The 19,128-nt window shown below is 43.4% G+C and carries 18 protein-coding genes; 17 read left to right on the top strand and 1 reads right to left on the bottom strand.

Going from position 1 to position 19,128, the window contains the following annotated elements:
• Positions 1-148: 148 nt before the first annotated feature.
• Positions 149-346, top strand: coding sequence for a cold-shock protein (locus tag H0Z23_RS04890; RefSeq protein WP_296867852.1), 198 nt, complete (start codon positions 149-151; stop codon positions 344-346).
• Between the two features lie 253 nt (positions 347-599).
• Here the strand turns inward: H0Z23_RS04890 and H0Z23_RS04885 are convergent, their stop codons facing one another.
• On the bottom strand, positions 600-1,553 hold the full coding sequence (locus tag H0Z23_RS04885) for a TAXI family TRAP transporter solute-binding subunit (protein WP_296867851.1): 954 nt from the start codon (positions 1,551-1,553) through the stop codon (positions 600-602).
• A gap of 310 nt (positions 1,554-1,863) precedes the next feature.
• Here H0Z23_RS04885 and H0Z23_RS04880 point away from each other — a divergent pair, with 310 nt between their 5' ends.
• The 16 genes from H0Z23_RS04880 to H0Z23_RS04805 all read left to right on the top strand — a co-directional run bounded on the left by H0Z23_RS04880 (position 1,864) and on the right by H0Z23_RS04805 (position 19,125).
• Entirely contained in the window at positions 1,864-2,403 is a 540-nt protein-coding gene (locus H0Z23_RS04880; protein ID WP_296867850.1) for a HutP family protein, read from the top strand.
• An 80-nt stretch (positions 2,404-2,483) separates the two neighbouring features.
• Positions 2,484-2,732, top strand: a complete 249-nt coding sequence (gene rpmE / locus H0Z23_RS04875; RefSeq protein ID WP_296867849.1) for a 50S ribosomal protein L31 — start codon at positions 2,484-2,486, stop codon at positions 2,730-2,732.
• Positions 2,733-2,770: 38 nt separating this feature from the next.
• Positions 2,771-3,475 (top strand): FAD-dependent thymidylate synthase, encoded by a 705-nt coding sequence (thyX, locus tag H0Z23_RS04870; RefSeq protein ID WP_296867848.1) that lies wholly within the window; start codon positions 2,771-2,773, stop codon positions 3,473-3,475.
• Entirely contained in the window at positions 3,459-4,439 is a 981-nt protein-coding gene (locus H0Z23_RS04865; RefSeq protein WP_296867847.1) for a DUF1385 domain-containing protein, read from the top strand. Before thyX ends, H0Z23_RS04865 begins: the two co-directional genes overlap by 17 nt.
• Positions 4,408-5,481, top strand: a complete 1,074-nt coding sequence (prfA, locus tag H0Z23_RS04860; RefSeq protein ID WP_296867856.1) for a peptide chain release factor 1 — start codon at positions 4,408-4,410, stop codon at positions 5,479-5,481. Before H0Z23_RS04865 ends, prfA begins: the two co-directional genes overlap by 32 nt.
• A gap of 3 nt (positions 5,482-5,484) precedes the next feature.
• A complete protein-coding gene (gene prmC, locus H0Z23_RS04855; protein ID WP_296867846.1) occupies positions 5,485-6,327 on the top strand; it encodes a peptide chain release factor N(5)-glutamine methyltransferase in 843 nt (280 codons plus the stop codon).
• A gap of 71 nt (positions 6,328-6,398) precedes the next feature.
• Positions 6,399-7,589, top strand: a complete 1,191-nt coding sequence (gene trxB, locus H0Z23_RS04850; protein WP_296867845.1) for a thioredoxin-disulfide reductase — start codon at positions 6,399-6,401, stop codon at positions 7,587-7,589.
• A 78-nt stretch (positions 7,590-7,667) separates the two neighbouring features.
• The gene (locus H0Z23_RS04845) at positions 7,668-8,600 is read left to right on the top strand and encodes a 1-phosphofructokinase family hexose kinase (RefSeq protein WP_296867844.1); all 933 of its coding nucleotides are present in this window, start codon (positions 7,668-7,670) and stop codon (positions 8,598-8,600) included.
• Positions 8,597-9,163 carry a hypothetical protein gene (locus H0Z23_RS04840; RefSeq protein WP_296867843.1) on the top strand — a complete coding sequence of 189 codons (567 nt, stop codon included), beginning with the start codon at positions 8,597-8,599 and terminating at the stop codon, positions 9,161-9,163. The genes H0Z23_RS04845 and H0Z23_RS04840 overlap by 4 nt, the downstream gene beginning before the upstream one ends.
• An 81-nt stretch (positions 9,164-9,244) precedes the next feature.
• A complete protein-coding gene (locus H0Z23_RS04835; protein ID WP_296867842.1) occupies positions 9,245-10,333 on the top strand; it encodes a M48 family metalloprotease in 1,089 nt (362 codons plus the stop codon).
• Between the two features lie 11 nt (positions 10,334-10,344).
• The gene (gene dnaX, locus H0Z23_RS04830) at positions 10,345-12,105 is read left to right on the top strand and encodes a DNA polymerase III subunit gamma/tau (protein WP_296867841.1); all 1,761 of its coding nucleotides are present in this window, start codon (positions 10,345-10,347) and stop codon (positions 12,103-12,105) included.
• The gene (locus H0Z23_RS04825) at positions 12,098-15,508 is read left to right on the top strand and encodes a DNA polymerase III subunit alpha (protein WP_296867840.1); all 3,411 of its coding nucleotides are present in this window, start codon (positions 12,098-12,100) and stop codon (positions 15,506-15,508) included. The genes dnaX and H0Z23_RS04825 overlap by 8 nt, the downstream gene beginning before the upstream one ends.
• Before the next feature lie 81 nt (positions 15,509-15,589).
• Positions 15,590-15,841, top strand: a complete 252-nt coding sequence (gene mtrB / locus H0Z23_RS04820; protein WP_296867839.1) for a trp RNA-binding attenuation protein MtrB — start codon at positions 15,590-15,592, stop codon at positions 15,839-15,841.
• Complete coding sequence (gene pyk, locus H0Z23_RS04815; RefSeq protein ID WP_296867838.1) at positions 15,825-17,624, top strand: pyruvate kinase; 1,800 nt, start codon at positions 15,825-15,827, stop codon at positions 17,622-17,624. Before mtrB ends, pyk begins: the two co-directional genes overlap by 17 nt.
• The gene (locus tag H0Z23_RS04810; RefSeq protein WP_296867837.1) at positions 17,624-18,292 is read left to right on the top strand and encodes a CoA pyrophosphatase; all 669 of its coding nucleotides are present in this window, start codon (positions 17,624-17,626) and stop codon (positions 18,290-18,292) included. Before pyk ends, H0Z23_RS04810 begins: the two co-directional genes overlap by 1 nt.
• Positions 18,283-19,125 carry a deoxyribonuclease IV gene (locus tag H0Z23_RS04805; RefSeq protein ID WP_296867836.1) on the top strand — a complete coding sequence of 281 codons (843 nt, stop codon included), beginning with the start codon at positions 18,283-18,285 and terminating at the stop codon, positions 19,123-19,125. The genes H0Z23_RS04810 and H0Z23_RS04805 overlap by 10 nt, the downstream gene beginning before the upstream one ends.
• Positions 19,126-19,128 lie beyond the last annotated feature (3 nt).

The following is a 19,128-nucleotide window of genomic DNA, read 5'->3' as shown; positions in this document are numbered from 1 at the left end:
CTAAGTAGTCGGAACGAAACTTAGGCACATCTACAAGTGGGTAGAAAATATTGCTTGACAGGTTGATGGTTTTCCTGTACTGTTCTCCATATGGTCAGCCGGCGACCAATATTCGCTTTTTAAAGCTTTAGGAGGAAATATTTTGACAATGAACGGAACAGTAAAATGGTTTAACGAGTCTAAGGGTTATGGTTTCATCACGTCCGATAACGGAACTGATGTATTTGTCCACTTTTCAGCTATAGAGGGAGATGGCTTTAAGACTTTGGCAGAGGGCCAGCAAGTCTCTTTCGAAGTTACCCAAGGTAATAAAGGCCCTCAGGCCTCAAACGTAGTCAAGCTGTAAAAACACCTTACTTCGAAAACTAGCAAAAGAAGGCGCCTTAAGGCGCCTTCTTTTTTTATGAGTCCGGTATGCTCGTTGTATGTAGAGAGCAAGTCCCGAGCAGGACGCAGAGTCTGAAGAAAATTAGAGGAACCCTTATATAAACAAAGTCCTTGCCCCGCCAGCTGGCAGGGCAAGGACTTTGTTGTTTAACTCATACAAGTTTCACCATCAGTACCTTCTACTTATACGAAGGGCGCATGCTACCGCAAATTTACTCAATCTCAGGTACCTGCATGCCTATTTCTTTGTAATATTTTGCGGCACCTGGGTGTACTGGTACGGAGATACCCTGTAAAGCAGTGTCAAGGGTTATCATTTTAGCTTTCGAGTGTACCTTATATAGGTCTTCCACGTTTTCCCAGAAGGCTTTAGTAATTTTGTAGACTGTGTCCTCGTCAAGATCAGCATCGCATACCCACATGGCCTGAACGGCCACAGTGGTAGTGTCTTTGTCTACGCCTTTATAGGTTCCTGCGGGTATCACATTTTTCACGAAAAATGGATATTCGGCATGAAGCTTCTTTATGGTTTCTTCGTCAAAGGAAACCAAGGTGATGTCGTGCATGGTTGCAAGATCCATTATCGCTGAGGTTGGGAACCCAGCTACAACGAAACCTACGTCAATCTGGCCATCTTTCATCCGCTGGGCTGTGTTGTTAAAGTCCAAGAAGTCAGTCTTCATGTCGGAGAATTTGTAGCCCAGAGTCCGGAATATTAACTGGACGTCTGCCATAACTCCTGAACCTGGAGCCCCAACAGAAACCCTCTTGCCAGGAAGATCTTTTATGGTTTTGACTCCAGCATTCTTGAGGGCCACTACTTGAATGGTTTCAGGATAAAGAGTAGCTATTGCCCGGACGTTTTTGAAGGGCTTATCGAACATCATTTTTCCGTGGTATGCGAAATATGCAACGTCATTTTGTACCAGGCCCATCTCAATCTGGTGGGTACCTATAAGATTGAGGTTCGCCACTGATGCGTTTCCTGTTTCTGCAGTCATTTGAACATCAGGAAGATTTCTGCTTACTATATCTGCTATCCCTCCACCTACAGGATAGTATGTACCTCCAGTTCCACCTGTAGCGAGCGAAACAAATGTTTTAGCGGAAGCCGTACAGGCCATTGCCATTACAAGAACTAAAGCTAATGCCACAACCTTCTTCATTATCAAATCGCCTCCTTTAATTTTTAGACTCTAAAACTCCCCTCTTACTGCTTTTTCTAGTAACTAGTTTTTAGTCCCCCCCTTTCAATCTGTTCGTTGTTTCATTTATGTAATTTGCCTACATTTCAATTTAAGTATAATTTTATGTGACATATGTTTCAAGTCTTGATTTAGATAGCTTGTAGATATGTGAGAACTAGCATTGAGGAAAATAATTCTTAGAATGGGGCGAAAATGCATATTGCCACTATGCTCAGAAGCCGTATGTCATGTAAAATAACCTATGTATGTTTATTTGGAGGTTTATAAAATGGACTGGAAAACTTTTATAGGGTTTGGTGACCTTCCGCAAGAGCGTGAAGAAGAGGCTGAAGAAATAAAAGAAAGTTGCGGTAATCAGGAGATGGAGTACGTAAAACTCAGTGTAAAGATAGACCTTAAACAAAGAAGCCAAGTTGGAAGAGCTGCCCTTTTGCTTGCTCTCACTACCGATGAAGAAGAGGAGGAGAGCGTGAAGAAGCAGATAATTGCTAGTGGCTGGAAAGCGGTTGCGACAGAAGTTGGAGGTTTGGCTGGAGAGTTGCCACAGAAGATAACAAGGGCCCTCGTAGGTGCGGCTTTGAATGCGGGAGTTGTGGAGAAGGAATCCAACGAGATGCATGCGTTGATGCATGCTGCGGTTGAGGCCTTGAATGGTTTTGTAAGCATGAGCATGCTTGAAGCGAGTATAGGGGCAAAAATAGGCATAGTGAGAAATGACCGCTGGATAGCTGTAGCGGTTCTAGGAGATACGGCTTATCATGCGGTAGCCCATCACGAGCGATGTGGTCTTGGTGTAATGCACTTGTAATATATCCTCTTGTGCTTTAAGCTTAGGTGTGATACATTCACAACTTGTGGTGTAAAGTATGTAGCGTGGAGGTGTTTTCGTTGAAGAAGGATATTCATCCTGAATATGGTCCCTGTAAGGTAAGTTGTGCTTGTGGCAACAGGTTTGAGACGAGGTCAACTTTGAAGGAAATAAAAGTTGCAGTTTGTTCCTCGTGCCATCCCTTCTACACTGGCAAGAGAGGGTCGCTTGTTATTGAGGCCGGTAGGGTTGAGAAGTTCCAGCGCAAGTATGCTGGGACCCGTTTTGGTCGTCCCGTGGAAGAAACTGCAGAAAAGGAACAGGGCTAAAGAGGGGGCAAAGCTCCCTCTTTAGAACGTGATGAACCATGAGTGTGTCCGTTGAGCTTTTGTCTTTTACCCCTGAGCCTGACAGGGTTGTTGCTGCCTCAGCTAAGCTTTGTTACAGTGATGTGTCAGCTTGTAATTTAAAGGAGGGGCTGAGCGACCATCAAAGCGCAAAGCTTTTGGCCCACCTGGTTAAGTCTGGCCATATGTCTCCTTTCGAGCATGTTGCCTTTACTTTTGCTATGGATGGCTTAAGTAGGGTTTGTACTCATCAGCTTGTTAGGCATAGACTTGCAAGTTACTCCCAGCAAAGCCAAAGGTATGTATTGATGGAAAAGCCTGAAGTTGTAGTTCCTCCATCCATTACTAAAGACGGAGCCTTGAAAGATAAGTATATGAAGATAGTGCAAAACAGCTTTGAAGTTTATAAATTGCTTGTAGAGCGTGGTGTGCCACGAGAAGATGCTAGGTATGTATTGCCTCATTCTTGGAAGACGCGAATAGTGGTCACGATGAACGCGAGAGAGCTGCATCATTTCTTTAGCCTAAGGCTGTGCAGGCGAGCTCAATGGGAGATTCGAGAGGTTGCCAGAAGGATGTTGCTTTTGGTAAGGGAAAAAGCTCCCCTGATTTTTAAGCTTGCTGGCCCTTCGTGTGTAGTTTATGGAAAATGCAAGGAAGTATCTTCGTGTGGCGAGCCATATAAAAACGTAGAGGAAGTATTGGCGGATGTCCTTGATTTTTAGCCAGTTAGCGAGGTTGCTTGGTTGTATTTTGTTATTTAGGCTGAAGCGTGAAGTGCCCGTTGGGGGGCAAGCGGTACTTGAGGGGGTTCTCATGAAGGGGCCAAAACGATGGGGGCTTGCGGTGAGGACTCCGACAGGAGACATTTGGACTAAAAGTTGGATTGGCAGGTCTTGGGCAGATAAAGGGTTTTGGAATTTGCCGATATTAAGAGGCCTGGCTGTTATGGCGGAAATGCTTTGTACTGGAGCTAAGGCCCTTTCTCTATCGGCAGAAATAGCTCTTCCAGAGGAAGAGTCCATCGGCAAGGGTGGATTTATTATCTCTGTTGCTATAGCTATTATTGCAGTGATAGTTTTTTTTGTTGTTCTACCCCTTTTGATGTCGGACTGGCTAGTGGGCTTTTGGGGTTTAGGTGAAGGGGTTGGACAGGTACTTGAAGGAATCATAAGAGGAGCAATTTTTGTAGGATATGTTGCTGTCATAGGGCTCTGGAAAGATATTAGGCGAGTGTTTGCTTATCATGGTGCCGAGCATAAGACTATAAACGCGTATGAAAGCGGAGAGGAGCTTACCCCAGCTAAAGTTAGTACTTATTCACGGATTCATCCTAGATGTGGAACATCATTCCTTTTGGTGGTTGTTATAATTAGCATTATAGTTTTTTCTGTTGTTCCCACTAGGGGACTTATTGTGAGAATTGGATCCAGAGTTTTGTTGTTGCCTCTTGTAATAGGCATATCATACGAGATAATAAAGTGGTGTGGTAAAGCCGGACGAGTAGGAAGGCTTTTTATGTTACCAACTCTTTGGTTGCAATATCTTACGACAAGGGAACCAGATATGGAGCAATTGGCTGTCGCTATCAGGGCGTTGGAAGTGGCCCTAGGATGCGATGTAGAAAGTTACAACCAAGAACCGGATGGTGAGGGTAATGGATTTATCGAAAAAACTCAAAGAAGTTGAAGAAACCTATCAAGAGATAGAAAGAAAACTTGCAGATCCGCAGTATATTTCAGACCCGAAAGAGTTGCAAAAGCTTGCGAAGAAACATTCAACTCTCGAAGAAATAGTCCAAACCTATAGGCAATACAAGGAAGTAACTGATAGGATGGCGGAAGCCAGATCCTTATTACATTCGAGCGATAAGGAACTTGCCGATATGGCCCACGAAGAGCTCAACGAGCTGGGACCGGAAGAAGAAAGATTGAGCGAAAAACTTAGGCTACTGTTGCTTCCTAAGGATCCAAATGATGAAAAGAGCGTAATAATGGAAATACGAGCTGGAGCTGGTGGCGACGAGGCAGCCCTTTTCGCTGGGGACCTATATAGGATGTACGCTCGTTTCGCAGAACGAAAAGGGTGGGCTACAGAGATAATGACCATGCACGAAACAGGTATAGGTGGATACAAGGAAATTGTGTTCAGAATAGATGGTACGGGGGCTTATAGCCAGCTCAAATATGAAAGTGGCGTGCATCGGGTACAGAGAGTTCCTGTAACTGAGTCAAGTGGGAGGATACACACTTCCACGGCTACCGTAGCCGTTTTGCCTGAAGCCGAAGATGTGGATGTGGAAATAAGAGATGAGGATCTTAAAATAGATACCTACAGGGCAAGTGGCGCAGGTGGTCAGCATGTAAATATGACAGATTCTGCTGTGCGCATTACTCATTTGCCCACAGGCATAGTAGTGACATGTCAGGACGAGAGATCTCAGATTAAGAACAGGGCAAAAGCGCTTAAACTGTTGCGAGCCAAACTTTTGGACAACGAGATTCAGAAACAGGCATCTGAGCTGGCTGCAGAACGTAAGGGACAGATTGGGACAGGAGATCGATCAGAGAGAATTAGGACTTATAACTTCCCACAGAACAGGGTGACAGATCATAGAATTGGTTTGACCTTGTATAAGCTGGACCAAATGCTGGACGGTGACCTCGATGAAATGATTTCCGCTCTTATACTCGCGGACCAGTCGGAGAAATTAAAAGCCTTGGGGAGCTAAGAAATGAATTTTAGGGAGGCCAGGCTTTTGGCTTTTAAGGAACTCTCATCAATAGGAGTTCCTAACCCATCTCTTGAGGCCGACTTTATATTAGAGTGGGCAACTGGGAAAGGGCGAGGGTATATTCATGGCTACCCAGAACATATGCTCAGCGCAGCCGAAAAAACGAAGTTTAAAGAAGTGCTTGAAAGAAGGGTCAAGAGAGAGCCTTTGCAGTATATAACAGGTGAGAGTGAATTTTGGGGGCTGACCTTCAAAGTAGGGCCAGGGTGTTTAGTGCCGAGGCCAGAGACGGAGATTTTGGTGGAAGCGGCATTAGAGATCTTTGAAGAAGGAATTTTCCTGGATTGGGGAACGGGCAGTGGATGTATCGCTGCTGCTATTCTTTCAGAGAAGGCAACCTGTAAGGCCGTGGCCGTGGATTGCTCGCCCAAGGCTTTGTTTTATGCCTGGTGGAATTTTAAGAATTTGGGAGTTTTGGAAAGGGTTCTCTTGTGGCATTCCAATGGAACTTGGGATTTGCCCGAAGCTTATGAAAGGGTTGACCTAATAGTGAGCAATCCCCCATACATACCTACTACGGAGATACAAAATTTAATGCCCGAAGTGAGACTTTATGAGCCCATAGAAGCCCTCGATGGTGGAACTGATGGGCTTAAGTATTATAACCTATTATGTTCTGTGGCTAATAGACTATTGTCCCATGGAGGGCACCTTGTTATGGAAATAGGTTCGACCCTTCAGTGGAGGCAATTGTCGAAATTATATGGAGGGCAATTTAACTTAGTTGGCGTGCGGAAAGATTTGTCGGGACTTGATAGAGTGCTAGTGTTTCAAAGAAAATAAATTTAGCAACCTTTGAAGAAACACTGGGAATTAAATTTAATGTTAGAAATTATAAAAAGGAGGAATTAGTTATGGAAAAGAGAGAATTAGTAGTTATAGGTGCTGGCCCAGCAGGGCTTACTGCATCAATTTATGGAAGAAGATCTGGGTTGGATGTGTTAGTCTTGGAAAAAGGCGTTCCAGGTGGCCAGATAAACTTGACTGATGAGATAGAAAATTGGACGGGAGTCATTCATGCATCGGGACCAGAGCTAGCGGAGTCCTTTAGGAAACACGCAGAGCACTTTGGACCAGAATTCAGGGATGCCGAAGTCCAAAAAATAGAAGTTAAAGATGGATCAAAATTCGTGGTGACGGACAATGGCACAATAGAGGCTGAGGCGATAATAGTTGCGACTGGAGCAAAATTCAGGAAGTTGGGAGTTCCTGGCGAGGAAGAGTTTACCGGCAGAGGTGTAAGCTATTGTGCTGTATGTGACGGAGCCTTCTTTGAAGAACAGGAAGTTGCTGTAATAGGAGGAGGTAATACTGCTGTTGAAGAGGCTTTGTATTTGACCCAGTTTGCTTCTAAGGTTTATATAATCCATCGCAGAGATAGTTTTAGAGCGGACAAAGTAGCAGTGGAAAGGGCATTGAGCAACGATAAGATTGAAGTGATATGGAATACTGTGGTTAAGGAGATAGCTGGTGACGATATGGTGACTCACCTTGTCCTTCATAATGTTAAGACGCAAGAAACTAGCGAATTGCCAGTTGCTGGTGTTTTTGTTTTTGTTGGTATGGAGCCCAACGCGAAATTTTTAGGAGATATGGTGGATGTCGCTCCTGGTGGATGGATTAAGACTAACGATCGAATGGAGACATCTGTTGAAGGAGTTTTTGCAGCAGGTGATGTGAGAGATAAATATCTGAGGCAAGTAATAACTGCTGCTGGAGATGGAGCCACCGCAGCAATGGCTGCATATGCTTATATTGCTGAACAGTTACATTTGAGGCAGAAAGTTTTTGAGCCGGAGCATACTTTCATATTCCTGTACTCAAGTATAGATGAATCCCAAATGGGTCTTGCATCCCAACTAGAAGAGTTGAAATCCCAAGTACAGGATTTGGTTTTAATTGATGGGTATAAGAACTCAAGAATGACGGAAAAGTTAGGAATTGAAGAGATGCCTATGATGTTAGAGCTTTCTAAAGGTAAAATTCTCAAAGCGGAAAAGGTGGCCAGTGCCGAAGAGGCAAAGAGGTTCGTTGGACTTAGCTAATATGTGGTTTAATGGGATGAGGGGCCAGCATGTCTTGGCTCCTTATCCTGGATTTAGAAACAGGGAGGGGGGATAGTTATGATAATCACTGTCACACTTAATCCGGCAGTGGATGAGGAATACGTAGTTCCGGAATTCAGACCAGGTGGATGGTTTAGAGCTAGTGAAACTAATAGATCTGCTGGCGGTAAGGGAGTAAATGTATCGTTGATACTTTCCCAGTTAGGGTATTCTTCCGCTGCAATGGGGTTTCTTGCCGGTTTTAACGGTGAATTTATAAGAGACGAACTTAGGAAGAAGAGAATTACCACTAATTTTGTTCATGTGCGAGGGGAAACCCGTACGAACGTGTACATAGTAGATGAAATAGGCCATGTAGAAACAGGTGTAACCGAAAGTGGACCTTATGTGTCTGAAGGTGCCCTTGGCAGGTTTTTAAATAACTACGACAGAATGCTAACTAGGGCGAAATTTGTTTATATGGGGGGATCGCTTCCTCCTGGAGTCCCACAGGATATATATAGAGAACTTATATCTCGAGCTAAGAACAAAGGAATTACTACACTGGTTGACGCTGCTGGTCCTTCCTTGATGGAGGCTCTGGAGACAGGGCCTAATATAGCTAAGATAGATCGTAGATTTATCAATCAAATGGCGGGTATTTCCCTTACCTCTTTGGATAACCTTATTTCTTTGGTTTCAAAGGTGCATGAATATGGTGTCGAATGGGCTACCACGTCGTACAGGGCCTATGGCGAGGTTTTCTTTACCCCCAAGGGGGTGTACCTTGCGGAGTTCGGCAGGAAAGGGCTTGTGTCAATGTTTGGCGCCGGAGAAGCCCTTATGGCAGGCTTGATGGTGGGTTTTGTTGAAGGTATGGACGTTGAGGACATGATTCGCTTTTCTATGGCATGTGCATGGGAGGATGCGCTTCACATAGAGAAAGGGATATCCAGCAGGGAAAAGGTTGGGGATTTAATGAAAGAAGTAACTCTGGAAAAACTCTCATGATTGGATATAAAGCTGAAGAATTAGCTACAAAAGAGGGGAAATTTATAATTTTTGTTTGCACAGGAAACACTTGCCGAAGCCCGATGGCGGAGGGGCTGGCTAATTATCTTTTCCGCATGGAAGCTCTTGATGGGGTATGGCATGCTCTTTCGGCGGGAACAGCTGTTTATGGAAGGTTTCCAGCTGCCCCTGAAGCTGTTCGGGCCATGAGTAGGTTTGGTGTCGATATTTCGACTCATAGAACGAGAAATATTAGAGATATTGCGGTAGTTGGAGACACTTTATTTGTGGGTATGACCAATGCCCATGTTTATACTATCAAGAACGAAATAACTGGATCTAAAGGGAACGTGATTAGATTGTATGACCTTTATTTAGAGTGCGGTGGAAGTGCAAGTAAAAATGCTTCCATGTTCTTATGTAAAAATGGAGATATTCCTGACCCTATTGGCAACAGTGATGAAATTTATTTTGATATAGCAACCACAATAAAGAATTTGCTCCTGCCTGTTATTGAGACAATTAAAAGGTCACCTTATCGTTTGCCTCTTTCCTCCCAGTAGAGTATTCCAATGGCTGGTGTGATAGATTACAATTTGTTTTAAGGACGGCAAATTGTTTTTGGGTGGAGGATTATAAGAGCTTTGAATAGACTAATGCGAGTTTGTGCTTTTATTTTTAGTGTTGCCATTGCGGTAACATGTTTTTTGAGTGGTCCCTCTTTGGGTGGAACCATAGAAAAAGAGGATAAATTAGGCGAGCAGGTGGCCAAGGAGGTAGAACAACGCTGGGAAGTAGTATCTGACCCATACCAGGTTGCTCTAGTTGAAATGGTTCTTGATCGGTGCGTTCCTTTTGTTGAGAGGAAGTTAAATTACAGGATTAAGATCATAGAAGAGAAAGCACCTAATGCGTTTGCTATCCCAGGAGGGCGAATTTACGTTACTAGTGGGATGATGAATTTTGTTAAGAGCGATGATGAGCTGGCGGCTATTGTAGCCCATGAGCTTGTGCATTCAGACAAAAATCACATCTTGAGGCAAGCTGCTAGGAACCAAAAGTTAACTATTGGTGCTCTTCTTATCGCTGTAGCTTCCAAGGGGAAGGGACCAGCAATGCTTTTAGCCAATCTTGCGCAAGTGGCTATCATGAATGCTTACAGCAAAGATTTCGAAAGGGAGGCAGACTTGGGGGGGCTTCATATACTGGTAAAAGCTGGCTACGCCCCGTCTGCTTCCGTCACTGTGTTGGAACGTTTGAAGATGGAACAGCTTAAGCGGCCATATGTAGATCCAGGTATTTACATGGACCACCCCAAGACTGAGGAACGAATAGATTACATCCTTAAAGCTATGAAAGAGGAGAACCTTCCAATAAATAGAAAGATCCCATTAGGGCTGCTTAGGCCCCGAATTGAGAAAAAAGATGGGCGTTTAAACCTTTGGGTTGATGATGTTGTAGTTTGTTGGGGACCACCGCTATCTGCTGTTTTAAAAAGCTTTGAGCGTTTTGCTAGTGTTATAGAAGAAGACCTCAAACTAGAGACGGCTCCATACGACGTGGATGTAGTGACGACAAAAAGAGGGGAAGCCCTTAGGATCGGTAAATCCATAGCATTAAGAAGTGAGGACTTATGTGAAAGTATGCCTGCTCTTGAGGAAATTAGACACAATCTCATAACAGCCTTAGAGAATGCAAAAAAACAGCATCCTATGGCAAATTATTTTAGATAGGGGGCCCGATAATGTCCCATATTACATTGTATCGCAAATACAGACCCAAAAATTTTTCACAGGTAATAGGCCAGAGCACGGTTGTGCAGGTAGTCAAAAACAAGATACTTTCTGGGAAAATCCCACACGCTTTCCTTTTCTCAGGGCCTAGAGGGAGCGGTAAGACTACAGTTGCCAGGCTCTTGGCCAAGGCAGTGAATTGTACTAATTTGTCGAAAGAAGGAGAACCTTGCGGCGAATGTGGCAGTTGCAGAGCTATTACTGAAGGGAGTAGCCTAGATGTAATAGAGATAGACGGGGCATCGCACAGAGGAATAGATAATATAAGAGAGCTTAAGGAGCATGTTTCTCTTGCTCCTTTCTCCTCTCCTTATAAGGTTTACATTATAGATGAGGTTCATATGGTTACCACTGATGGATTCAATGCACTTTTGAAGACCCTTGAAGAGCCTCCTTCGTATGTGATATTTGTCTTGGCTACTACAGAACCCAGAAAAGTCCCTGTAACTATAAGATCCAGATGTCAGCACATACCATTTCATAGAATTGGCAGTCAGGATATTGTAAGTTGCCTTAAAAACGTGCTCTCTCTTGAGGGAGTTGAAGTACAGGATGACGCCCTGTGGGAAATAGCAAGGGAGGCAGATGGATCGCTGCGAGATGCTCTATCCATTCTTGAGCAGGCTTTGGCCTTTCTAGAAGAGGGGAAAGGTTTGACCCTTGATTCTATGAACCCTTTGTTAGGCGGAGGGAGTCGGAAGGATATGGAAAGGCTCATGGCTAATTTGCGCACAGATAGGGGAAAAGCCTTTTTTCTCTTGCAGCAGCTTTTGGATGTGGGCTTGACAAGTAAGAGGCTTTTTGAGGGACTTTATGAAATAGCGAGAGACTTGTGGATTTTCAATAAGTGGGGCGAAAATAGCGGGGATCTTTTAGCTGTTTCTAAAGAAGAGAAGAGCTTTCTAAAGGAAGAGAGCCCTTTTTGGAAACCAGATCATCTGTGGAAGATAATGAAGTTTTGTGTCGAAAACATGCCAAGAGCCAACCTTGGAATGAGAAGTGATGTTGCTTCTGGGCTTGTTTTAGGCTTTTTTGAGGAATTTGGATCGGCAGAGGAAATAAAGCCACAGGAAAAAACGTTTAAAAGGGAGCAAAGGGAGCACAAAAAGCAAGAAGAACCTAAAACGATAAGTCCTGGAAAAGAAATTAGAGTACCAGACAAAAACAGTTGGGATAAATTTCTTTTATGCTTTTATCCTGATAATATACTGATCTATTGTGCTTTAGCGTGCGCTGAACCTATTTACAGAGATGGGGATATTGAGGTAGTCTTTCACCCTGATCATGAAGTTGCCTTTGAATTGTTGAGGAGCCCCAGAAACCTCAGGAAGTTAAAGGATATAGCAAAAAGTTTTTGGCAGGGATCTAGGATCTTATTGAGATCAAAGGATCATATTCTTGATTTGGGAGAAGATTTTCAGCTAGAGAATGATTCTGAAAAGACTTATGTTTCAGCACAAATCGAAGTGCGAGAAAACAAGAACGAAAATGTAGAAAAACGAGTTGACAGACATCGTGAGGCTGACAGAGAAAAGAAGGGTAATGTGAGTCGTCCTTACAACAAAGAGAATGCTAATAAAAATAAAAAGGGTTTTCAGGATAAAAATTTGAAGAAACTTATGCAGCTTGTTGATGGAGAGATACTCCTAGTTAAAGATGAAGAAATATTAGAAGCTCAACAGGAAAGTGGGGAAGAACTAGAAAATGAATAATCCTTTTGTCCACCTTCATGTCCACAGTGAATACAGCCTGTTGGATGGTGCCATTCGGTGTGGCAAGTTAGCAGATAGAGTTAAAGAGTGGGGGGCTCCTGCTGTCGCTTTAACAGATCATGGAGCCATGTATGGCATCGTCGAATTTTACGAACATTGTGTGTCCAAGGGCGTAAAGCCGATTATAGGTTGTGAGGTTTACGTTGATCCTAGAGGGCACACATTAAGAGATAGACAAGGTAAGAATTATCATCTATTGCTCCTTGCTGAGTCTCAGGAAGGATATCAGAACCTTATAAAGCTTGTATCTATAGCTAACACCGATGGGTTCTACTACAAACCGAGGGTTGACCACGATCTGCTTGCCCGCTATGGGAAAGGGTTAATTGCCTCATCTGCATGTCTTTCAGGAGAAATTCCTTCGCTTATTATTGAAGGCAATTTAGAAGAGGCCAAATCCAGGGCTTCCATGTACAGGGATATATTTGGGAAGGATAATTTCTTTTTCGAGATCATGTATAACAAAGTTCCTGAGCAAGCATTGGTTAACAAAGCGTTAATGGAAATGTCAAAGAAGATGAGCATTCCGTTGATTGCTACTAATGATGCTCATTATTTAGAGAAGAGCGATGCTTCTTGGCACGATGTTCTTCTTTGTGTTCAGACGAATGCAACTATAAATGCACCAAACAGATATCGCTTTGGGTCAGATGATTTTTATTTGCGCTCTCCTGAGGAGATGTGGAGCATATTTGGGAAGGAGCTTCCAGAAGCGCTTAAAAACACAGTTGATATAGCAGAGAGATGTTCTGTTAAGATCGAATTTTCTGGTTACCATCTGCCAGAGGTGAGGCTTGCTGAAGGAGAGACCTTAGAGAAAGCTCTAAAGCGCAGGGCCAGAGAGGGGCTCAAAAGCAGGTTCCAAGGGGGAAACCCTCCTGAGGAATATGTTAAGCGCTTGGAATATGAGTTAGGGGTAATAGAGCAGATGGGTTTTGCAGGTTATTTCCTTATAGTGGCGGATATAATACAGGAGGCCAAAGCTAAAGGGGTTCCAGTGGGGCCAGGAAGAGGATCCGCCGCGGGGTCTTTAGTTGCGTATGCCCTTCAAATCACCGAAATAGACCCATTGCGCTATAACCTGCTCTTTGAGCGATTCTTAAATCCCGAAAGAATAAGCATGCCCGATATAGATACTGACATATCTGATAAGAGAAGGGATGAAGTTCTTGCCCAGATAGTGGCCAAATATGGTAGAGAGAAAGTGGCCCAGATAATTACCTTTGACCGTATGAAGAGTAAAGCTGCTATCAGGGACGTTGGAAGGGCCTTAGATATGCCATACTCAGAGGTGGACAAAGTTGCAAAGCTGGTTCCTGCTGGAGCTTCGTCCATATCGGAAGCTATGGAACAAAGCCCTGAGTTGATGGAGCTACACAGAAGTGATCCCGCCGTCAAGAGGTTATTGGATTATGCTTCAAGCATAGAGGGTCTGGCGAGGCACTGTTCTCAGCATGCGGCCGGGGTGGTTATAGCACCTAATGAGATAACAAGCTATGTCCCAGTAAGAAAGATAGGAGAAGAACAGGTCGTAACACAATTTGCAATGGAGCATATTGAAAGACTGGGCTTGGTCAAGATGGACTTTTTGGGATTGAGAACCCTTTCTGTTATAGAAGAAACCCTTAAAAACATTAGAGATAATGGTAAAACACCACCAAATGTAAATGACCTTCCTCTTGATGATGAGGCTACTTACCAACTGTTGGCAGATGGCGACACTTTAGGGGTATTCCAGTTGGAATCTTCTGGAATGAGGCAGTTACTAAGAAAATTGAGACCTGATTGCTTTGAAGACCTTATAGCGGTTTTGGCTTTGTATAGGCCAGGCCCCCTGGGTAGTGGAATGGTCGATCAGTACATAGAATGCAAGCATGGTCGTCAGAAACCCTCGTATCTTCATCCACTGCTAGAAGATGTTTTAAAGGAGACCCACGGAGTAATTTTGTATCAGGAGCAGGTCATGCAATGTGCTTCAATTCTGGCTGGCTATACCCTCGGACAAGCAGACCTTCTTAGAAGGGCCATGGGTAAGAAAAAAGTGGAAGTAATGGCAAAGGAAAGAGAGAGCTTTCTGAAGGGGTGTTCGGAGAGAGGAATAGAGGAAAAGAAGGCTGAGCAAATTTTCGACATTATCCAAGAATTTGCGGGGTATGGTTTCAATAAATCTCATAGCACTGCGTATGCGATGATAAGTTATCAGACTGCTTACCTTAAGGCGCATTTCCCGGTAGAATTTATGGCAGCATTTCTTTCAAGCCATGTCCATTCCAAGCTGGATGTACTGGCAAAACATGTGCGGGCAGTGAGAGATTCAGGCATTCATGTATCTCCTCCTGACATAAATAGGTCCCGCGACTCATTTACAGCTAACGGAGGAGAAATACTTTTCGGCTTAGGAGCGGTATCCAAGGTAGGAACTACGGCGGTAGATGCCATATTGAAAGCCAGGAAAGATGGCCCATTTGCCTCTTTTTGGGACTTTCTAAACAGGGTGGATTTGAGAGTGGTAAGTAAGGGAGTGGTGGAAAACCTCATAAAGGCTGGAGCGTTTGATAGCATATCACCAAATAGAAAACAGCTATTGGAAGCTTTGCCTGGCTTTGTAGATATTGTGCAAAAGAGATCCTCAGACGGTATGCAGCGCTCACTGTTGGACCTTGTGAGTGAAGAAGTGGATGATGAACCAGAGTTACCCGATGTTGAGGATTTTGATTTTCACTCTCGCTTGGAAATGGAGAAAGAAGCAACGGGACTTTATATTTCTGGTCACCCATGTGACCAGTATAAAAGTGATTATGGGAAATATGTGACTTGTACTCTTGAAGAACTTTCCTATTGGAAGTCGGAGAAGATAAAGCCAGTTGTAGCAGGTATTGTAGTGGAAATACAGGAAAAGTACACCCGTAAGGGAGACAAGATGGCCTTCATTGAACTAGAAGACACAGATGGGAAAGTTGAAGTGGTATGCTTTCCTGGGATTTGGAACAACATGGAGAGAAAACCGGTAAAGGGAGAAGTTTATTTAGTTAGCGGCTCAATTCAAGTAAAAGAGGGCCTTTCTTTGATAGCTGACTTAATGGTCCCCATGGTAGAAGCTCCAGTTAAGCTGAGCCCTTGGGTAAGGATTAAATTGTTTGGTGAATTCATTGACGAGAAGACTATTCTTAAGCTTTGCAAGGAATTGAAAGGCTGCCGTGGGGATACGAAGGTTATTTTTGAATATCTATGTGGTGGAAAGAAAGTCTTGTTGGTTTCTCGTTCGTTGAGAGTTAATTCAGATTTTGAAGAGGGGGCAGTTTTGGAGAAATTGAACAATGAAGCCGTAGAGTTATGTGTTTAATGTTTATAAAATAGCCAAATAACATTATAATTACCGTAGGTGGTTGATGAGCGGAGTCTATATTTGGAGGGAGAGGAAAGCATGAAAGGCAACGAATATCCTTCGGTAATGGCGGATTTTATAGTGGTTAAAGCTTTAGAGAATGGTGTTTCTGTCATTGGCTTGACTAGAGGGGAAGAGACTAGATTTTCCCACTCAGAGAAGCTGGACGCAGGGGAAGTGTGGATTTCCCAGTTTACGGAATTCACTTCTGCCGTAAAAATAAGAGGGAAGGCAGAGATATTGACAGCCCATGGAATGATAAAGAGTGGGAAAGATGATGAAGAGAGTTAAGATTGTTTGTACTCTTGGCCCTTCTTGTTCGGAGTATGATGTTTTAAAGAATATGGTTCAGGCGGGCATGAACGTTGCCCGCCTGAATTTTAGCCATGGAAACTATGATAGCCACGGCCGGCTTTTTGATAACGTTAGGAAACTAGAAGAAGAATTAGGTCGACCGCTGCCTATAATTATAGATACAAAGGGACCAGAAATAAGGACTGGCTCCCTTGTGGGGCATAAGCCGATACTTTTAAAAAGTGGGGATTTAATAGGAATTACTACCAGGCAGACTGAGGGTACCAAGGAGAAAATTTATGTGGACTACCCGAATTTGATATGCGAATTGTCTCCAGGGAGCACTATATTCATCGATGATGGGAAGATTAACCTTATAGTTGAAAAAGTAATATCTGAAGAGGAACTTTTATGTAAGGTAGTAGTTGGTGAGGAATTGGGAGAGCACAAGGGTGTTTCAGTGCCAGGTGCTTTAAACAGTTTACCCATTCTGACTGAAAAAGATGTGAATGATATTAAGTGGGCCATATCAAAAAGAGCTGATTACCTTGCCCTTTCCTTTGTTCGAGCGAGAGAAGATGTCTTGAAGGCAAGAAAAATATTGGAAGACCTAGATGGTGATTTAAAAATAATATCCAAAATAGAGACAATGCAGGCTGTAAATAACCTTGATGAGATTATAGAAGTTTCAGATGGAATCATGGTGGCAAGAGGAGATTTAGGAGTAGAGATCCCTTTAGAAGAAGTACCAATGCAGCAGAAGCGAATTATTAACTTGTGCCGCTTTGTTGGAAAGCCTGTAATTGTGGCTACTCAGATGCTTGATTCCATGATCAGGAACCCGCGGGCTACGAGAGCTGAATGCAGTGATGTGGCAAATGCGGTGCTTGATGGGGCGGATGCGCTTATGCTCTCTGGAGAAACAGCACAGGGCAAGTATCCTGTTGAAGCTGTGGAAACTATGACGAGAATAATAGAAAGAACGGAAAAAGACCACTATTTTTGGTCAATTACTTCTAACAGGTCTTATGAAGATATCAAGATAGTGTCAGATGCTGTGGGGCATGCAGCGGAGATAATAGCTAGAAAGATGGAAGCTCATGGCATTTTATGTATGACTCAAAGTGGCAGTACCGCCCAAATAGTTAGTAAATATAGACCTAGAGCGAGAATAATTGGAGCTACTCCCTCGAAGAAGATTTATAGGCGATTAGGTCTTGTGTGGGGAGTAGAACCGCTGCTGGTTTCTCAGAAGAAAAATTTAGAGGAAGCTATAACTGCCGGCATTGAGACTGCGTTACAAAAGAATATGTTAAAAGAGGGAGATTTGGTAGTTGTGACTGCTGGACTTCCAGTGGGTATTTCTGGTACCACTAACATCATAGAAGTAGTTTCTGTAGGACAGATGCTGCTTAAAGGTATACCAATAATGAAGAAGGTGGCCTTCGGTAAAATTGTTACAGCTTCTAGCGGTGAAGAAGCTTCTGAAAAAATGAGAAATGGGAATATTTTGGTGTGTAGGCAGACCGACAGAGATTTCATAGAAGCAGCTAAAAGGGCGGCGGCAATAATAGCGGAAGAAGGTGGCCTTACTAGCCATGCTGCTATACTCTCTTTGGAGTTGAGGATTCCTTGTATTGTGAATGCCAAAGGGGCAATGGAAGTATTAGAGGATGGTATGATAGTTACCGTGGACGGGAATAGAGGAATAGTATATCGGGGAAGAGTGCATTTAGAGTCGAAAGGCGAAAAAATTAGTGATTTTTTGGGGAAATCCTAATGGAAGATAATGCTTTTCTGATAATCGAAGAATGGAGTTCTCAAGAAAGAAAAACCCAAGACAAAATAAAGAATAAAAGGGAGTCTTCGAGGGGACTTTCTCTTGAGGGAGTGTTTTTGTGGGCTTCTTTGCCTAAAACTGAAAGAAGGCAAAGCGCGGTTATAATACCATGTGTTAAAGATTTAGACGGCAGAGACGCGATACTTTTGGTTGAAAAGGGGAAGAACCTCAAACACCATGCTGGACAAATGGCTTTTCCTGGAGGATCAAGAGAAAAGAACGACATGACACCTTTAGATACAGCTTTAAGGGAGTTGGAAGAAGAGGTTGGGATCGCTCAGGAAATGGTTGAGGTAGTAGAAGCGTTACCGAAAGAATATGTGTATAGCAGCGATTTTGTCATTTATCCTTATTTGGCTTACATAAATGGTGATGATTTGTTTGATGCTATAAGCCTAGACGAAGAGGAATTGGCTAGTGCAGTGCTGGTAGACATAAAAAAGCTTCCCTTACCTCCCAAATTGCGTTGGATGAAAACGCCACAAGGTGTAACTGTTTATCCAGAGTTCTATTTAAGTTCTAGGAGAATGGTATGGGGGGCTACGGCACGAATTTTGTGGAGATTAATAAGAAAATATTATATGAATACAGGTGAGCTATGTCTTTAATAGGAGCCCATATGTCCATTGCAGGTGGTTTATGGAAGGCGATAGAGAGAGGAGAATTATTGAGCTGTGAGGCAATTCAGATATTTACTAAAAATCAGCTGCAATGGCATTCATCACCTTTACCAGATCACGTTGTAGATAGGTTTTTGCGGATTTGGAGAGAAAGTCGTATCCGTAAAGTGGTGGCTCATGCATCTTATTTGATTAATTTGGCTGGGGAAGAGAGTGTAAGAAGAAAAAGTATAGAATCGTTGGTTCAGGAAATAAAAAGGTGTGATCAGCTTGGCATAGAGGATCTTGTTCTCCACCCTGGCTCCCACAGGGGAGCGGGCGTTAAGGAGGGACTAAGGCGACTTTCTGGATCATTGGAGGAAGTTTTTGCTAGGAGTGAGGAAGTGAGAGTAAGGGTTCTACTTGAGACAATGGCAGGATCGGGCGATGGTTTGGGGGCTAATTTGGAGGAATTGGAATGGGTGTTGAGCTCTTTGGATTGGACTTCCAGGCTCGGTATATGTGTTGACACCTGCCACATATTTGCTTCTGGCTATGAGTTACGTACACCCTATGCATACGAAAAACTTGTTCAAAAGTTGGAAAAATTGTTTGGATTGGAGAGAATAGGGTGTTGGCATCTCAACGATTCCAAGGAGGAAAGGGGCAGCAGAAAAGATAGGCATCAGCATATCGGAGAGGGGAAAATAGGGGAACAAGTTTTTTCAAGGATCGTCAGCGATCCCAAGTGGATGGATGTACCTTGCATTTTGGAAACGCCTAAGGAGAAAGGTTCAGATGTGAGAAATCTGACTCTTTTGCGAAAAATGAGAGGAGCATAATAA

Origin of the sequence: Thermovirga sp., assembly GCF_017656375.1 — a bacterium.
GTDB lineage: Bacteria > Synergistota > Synergistia > Synergistales > Thermovirgaceae > Thermovirga.
This window is presented reverse-complemented; position numbering and strand designations above follow the sequence as displayed.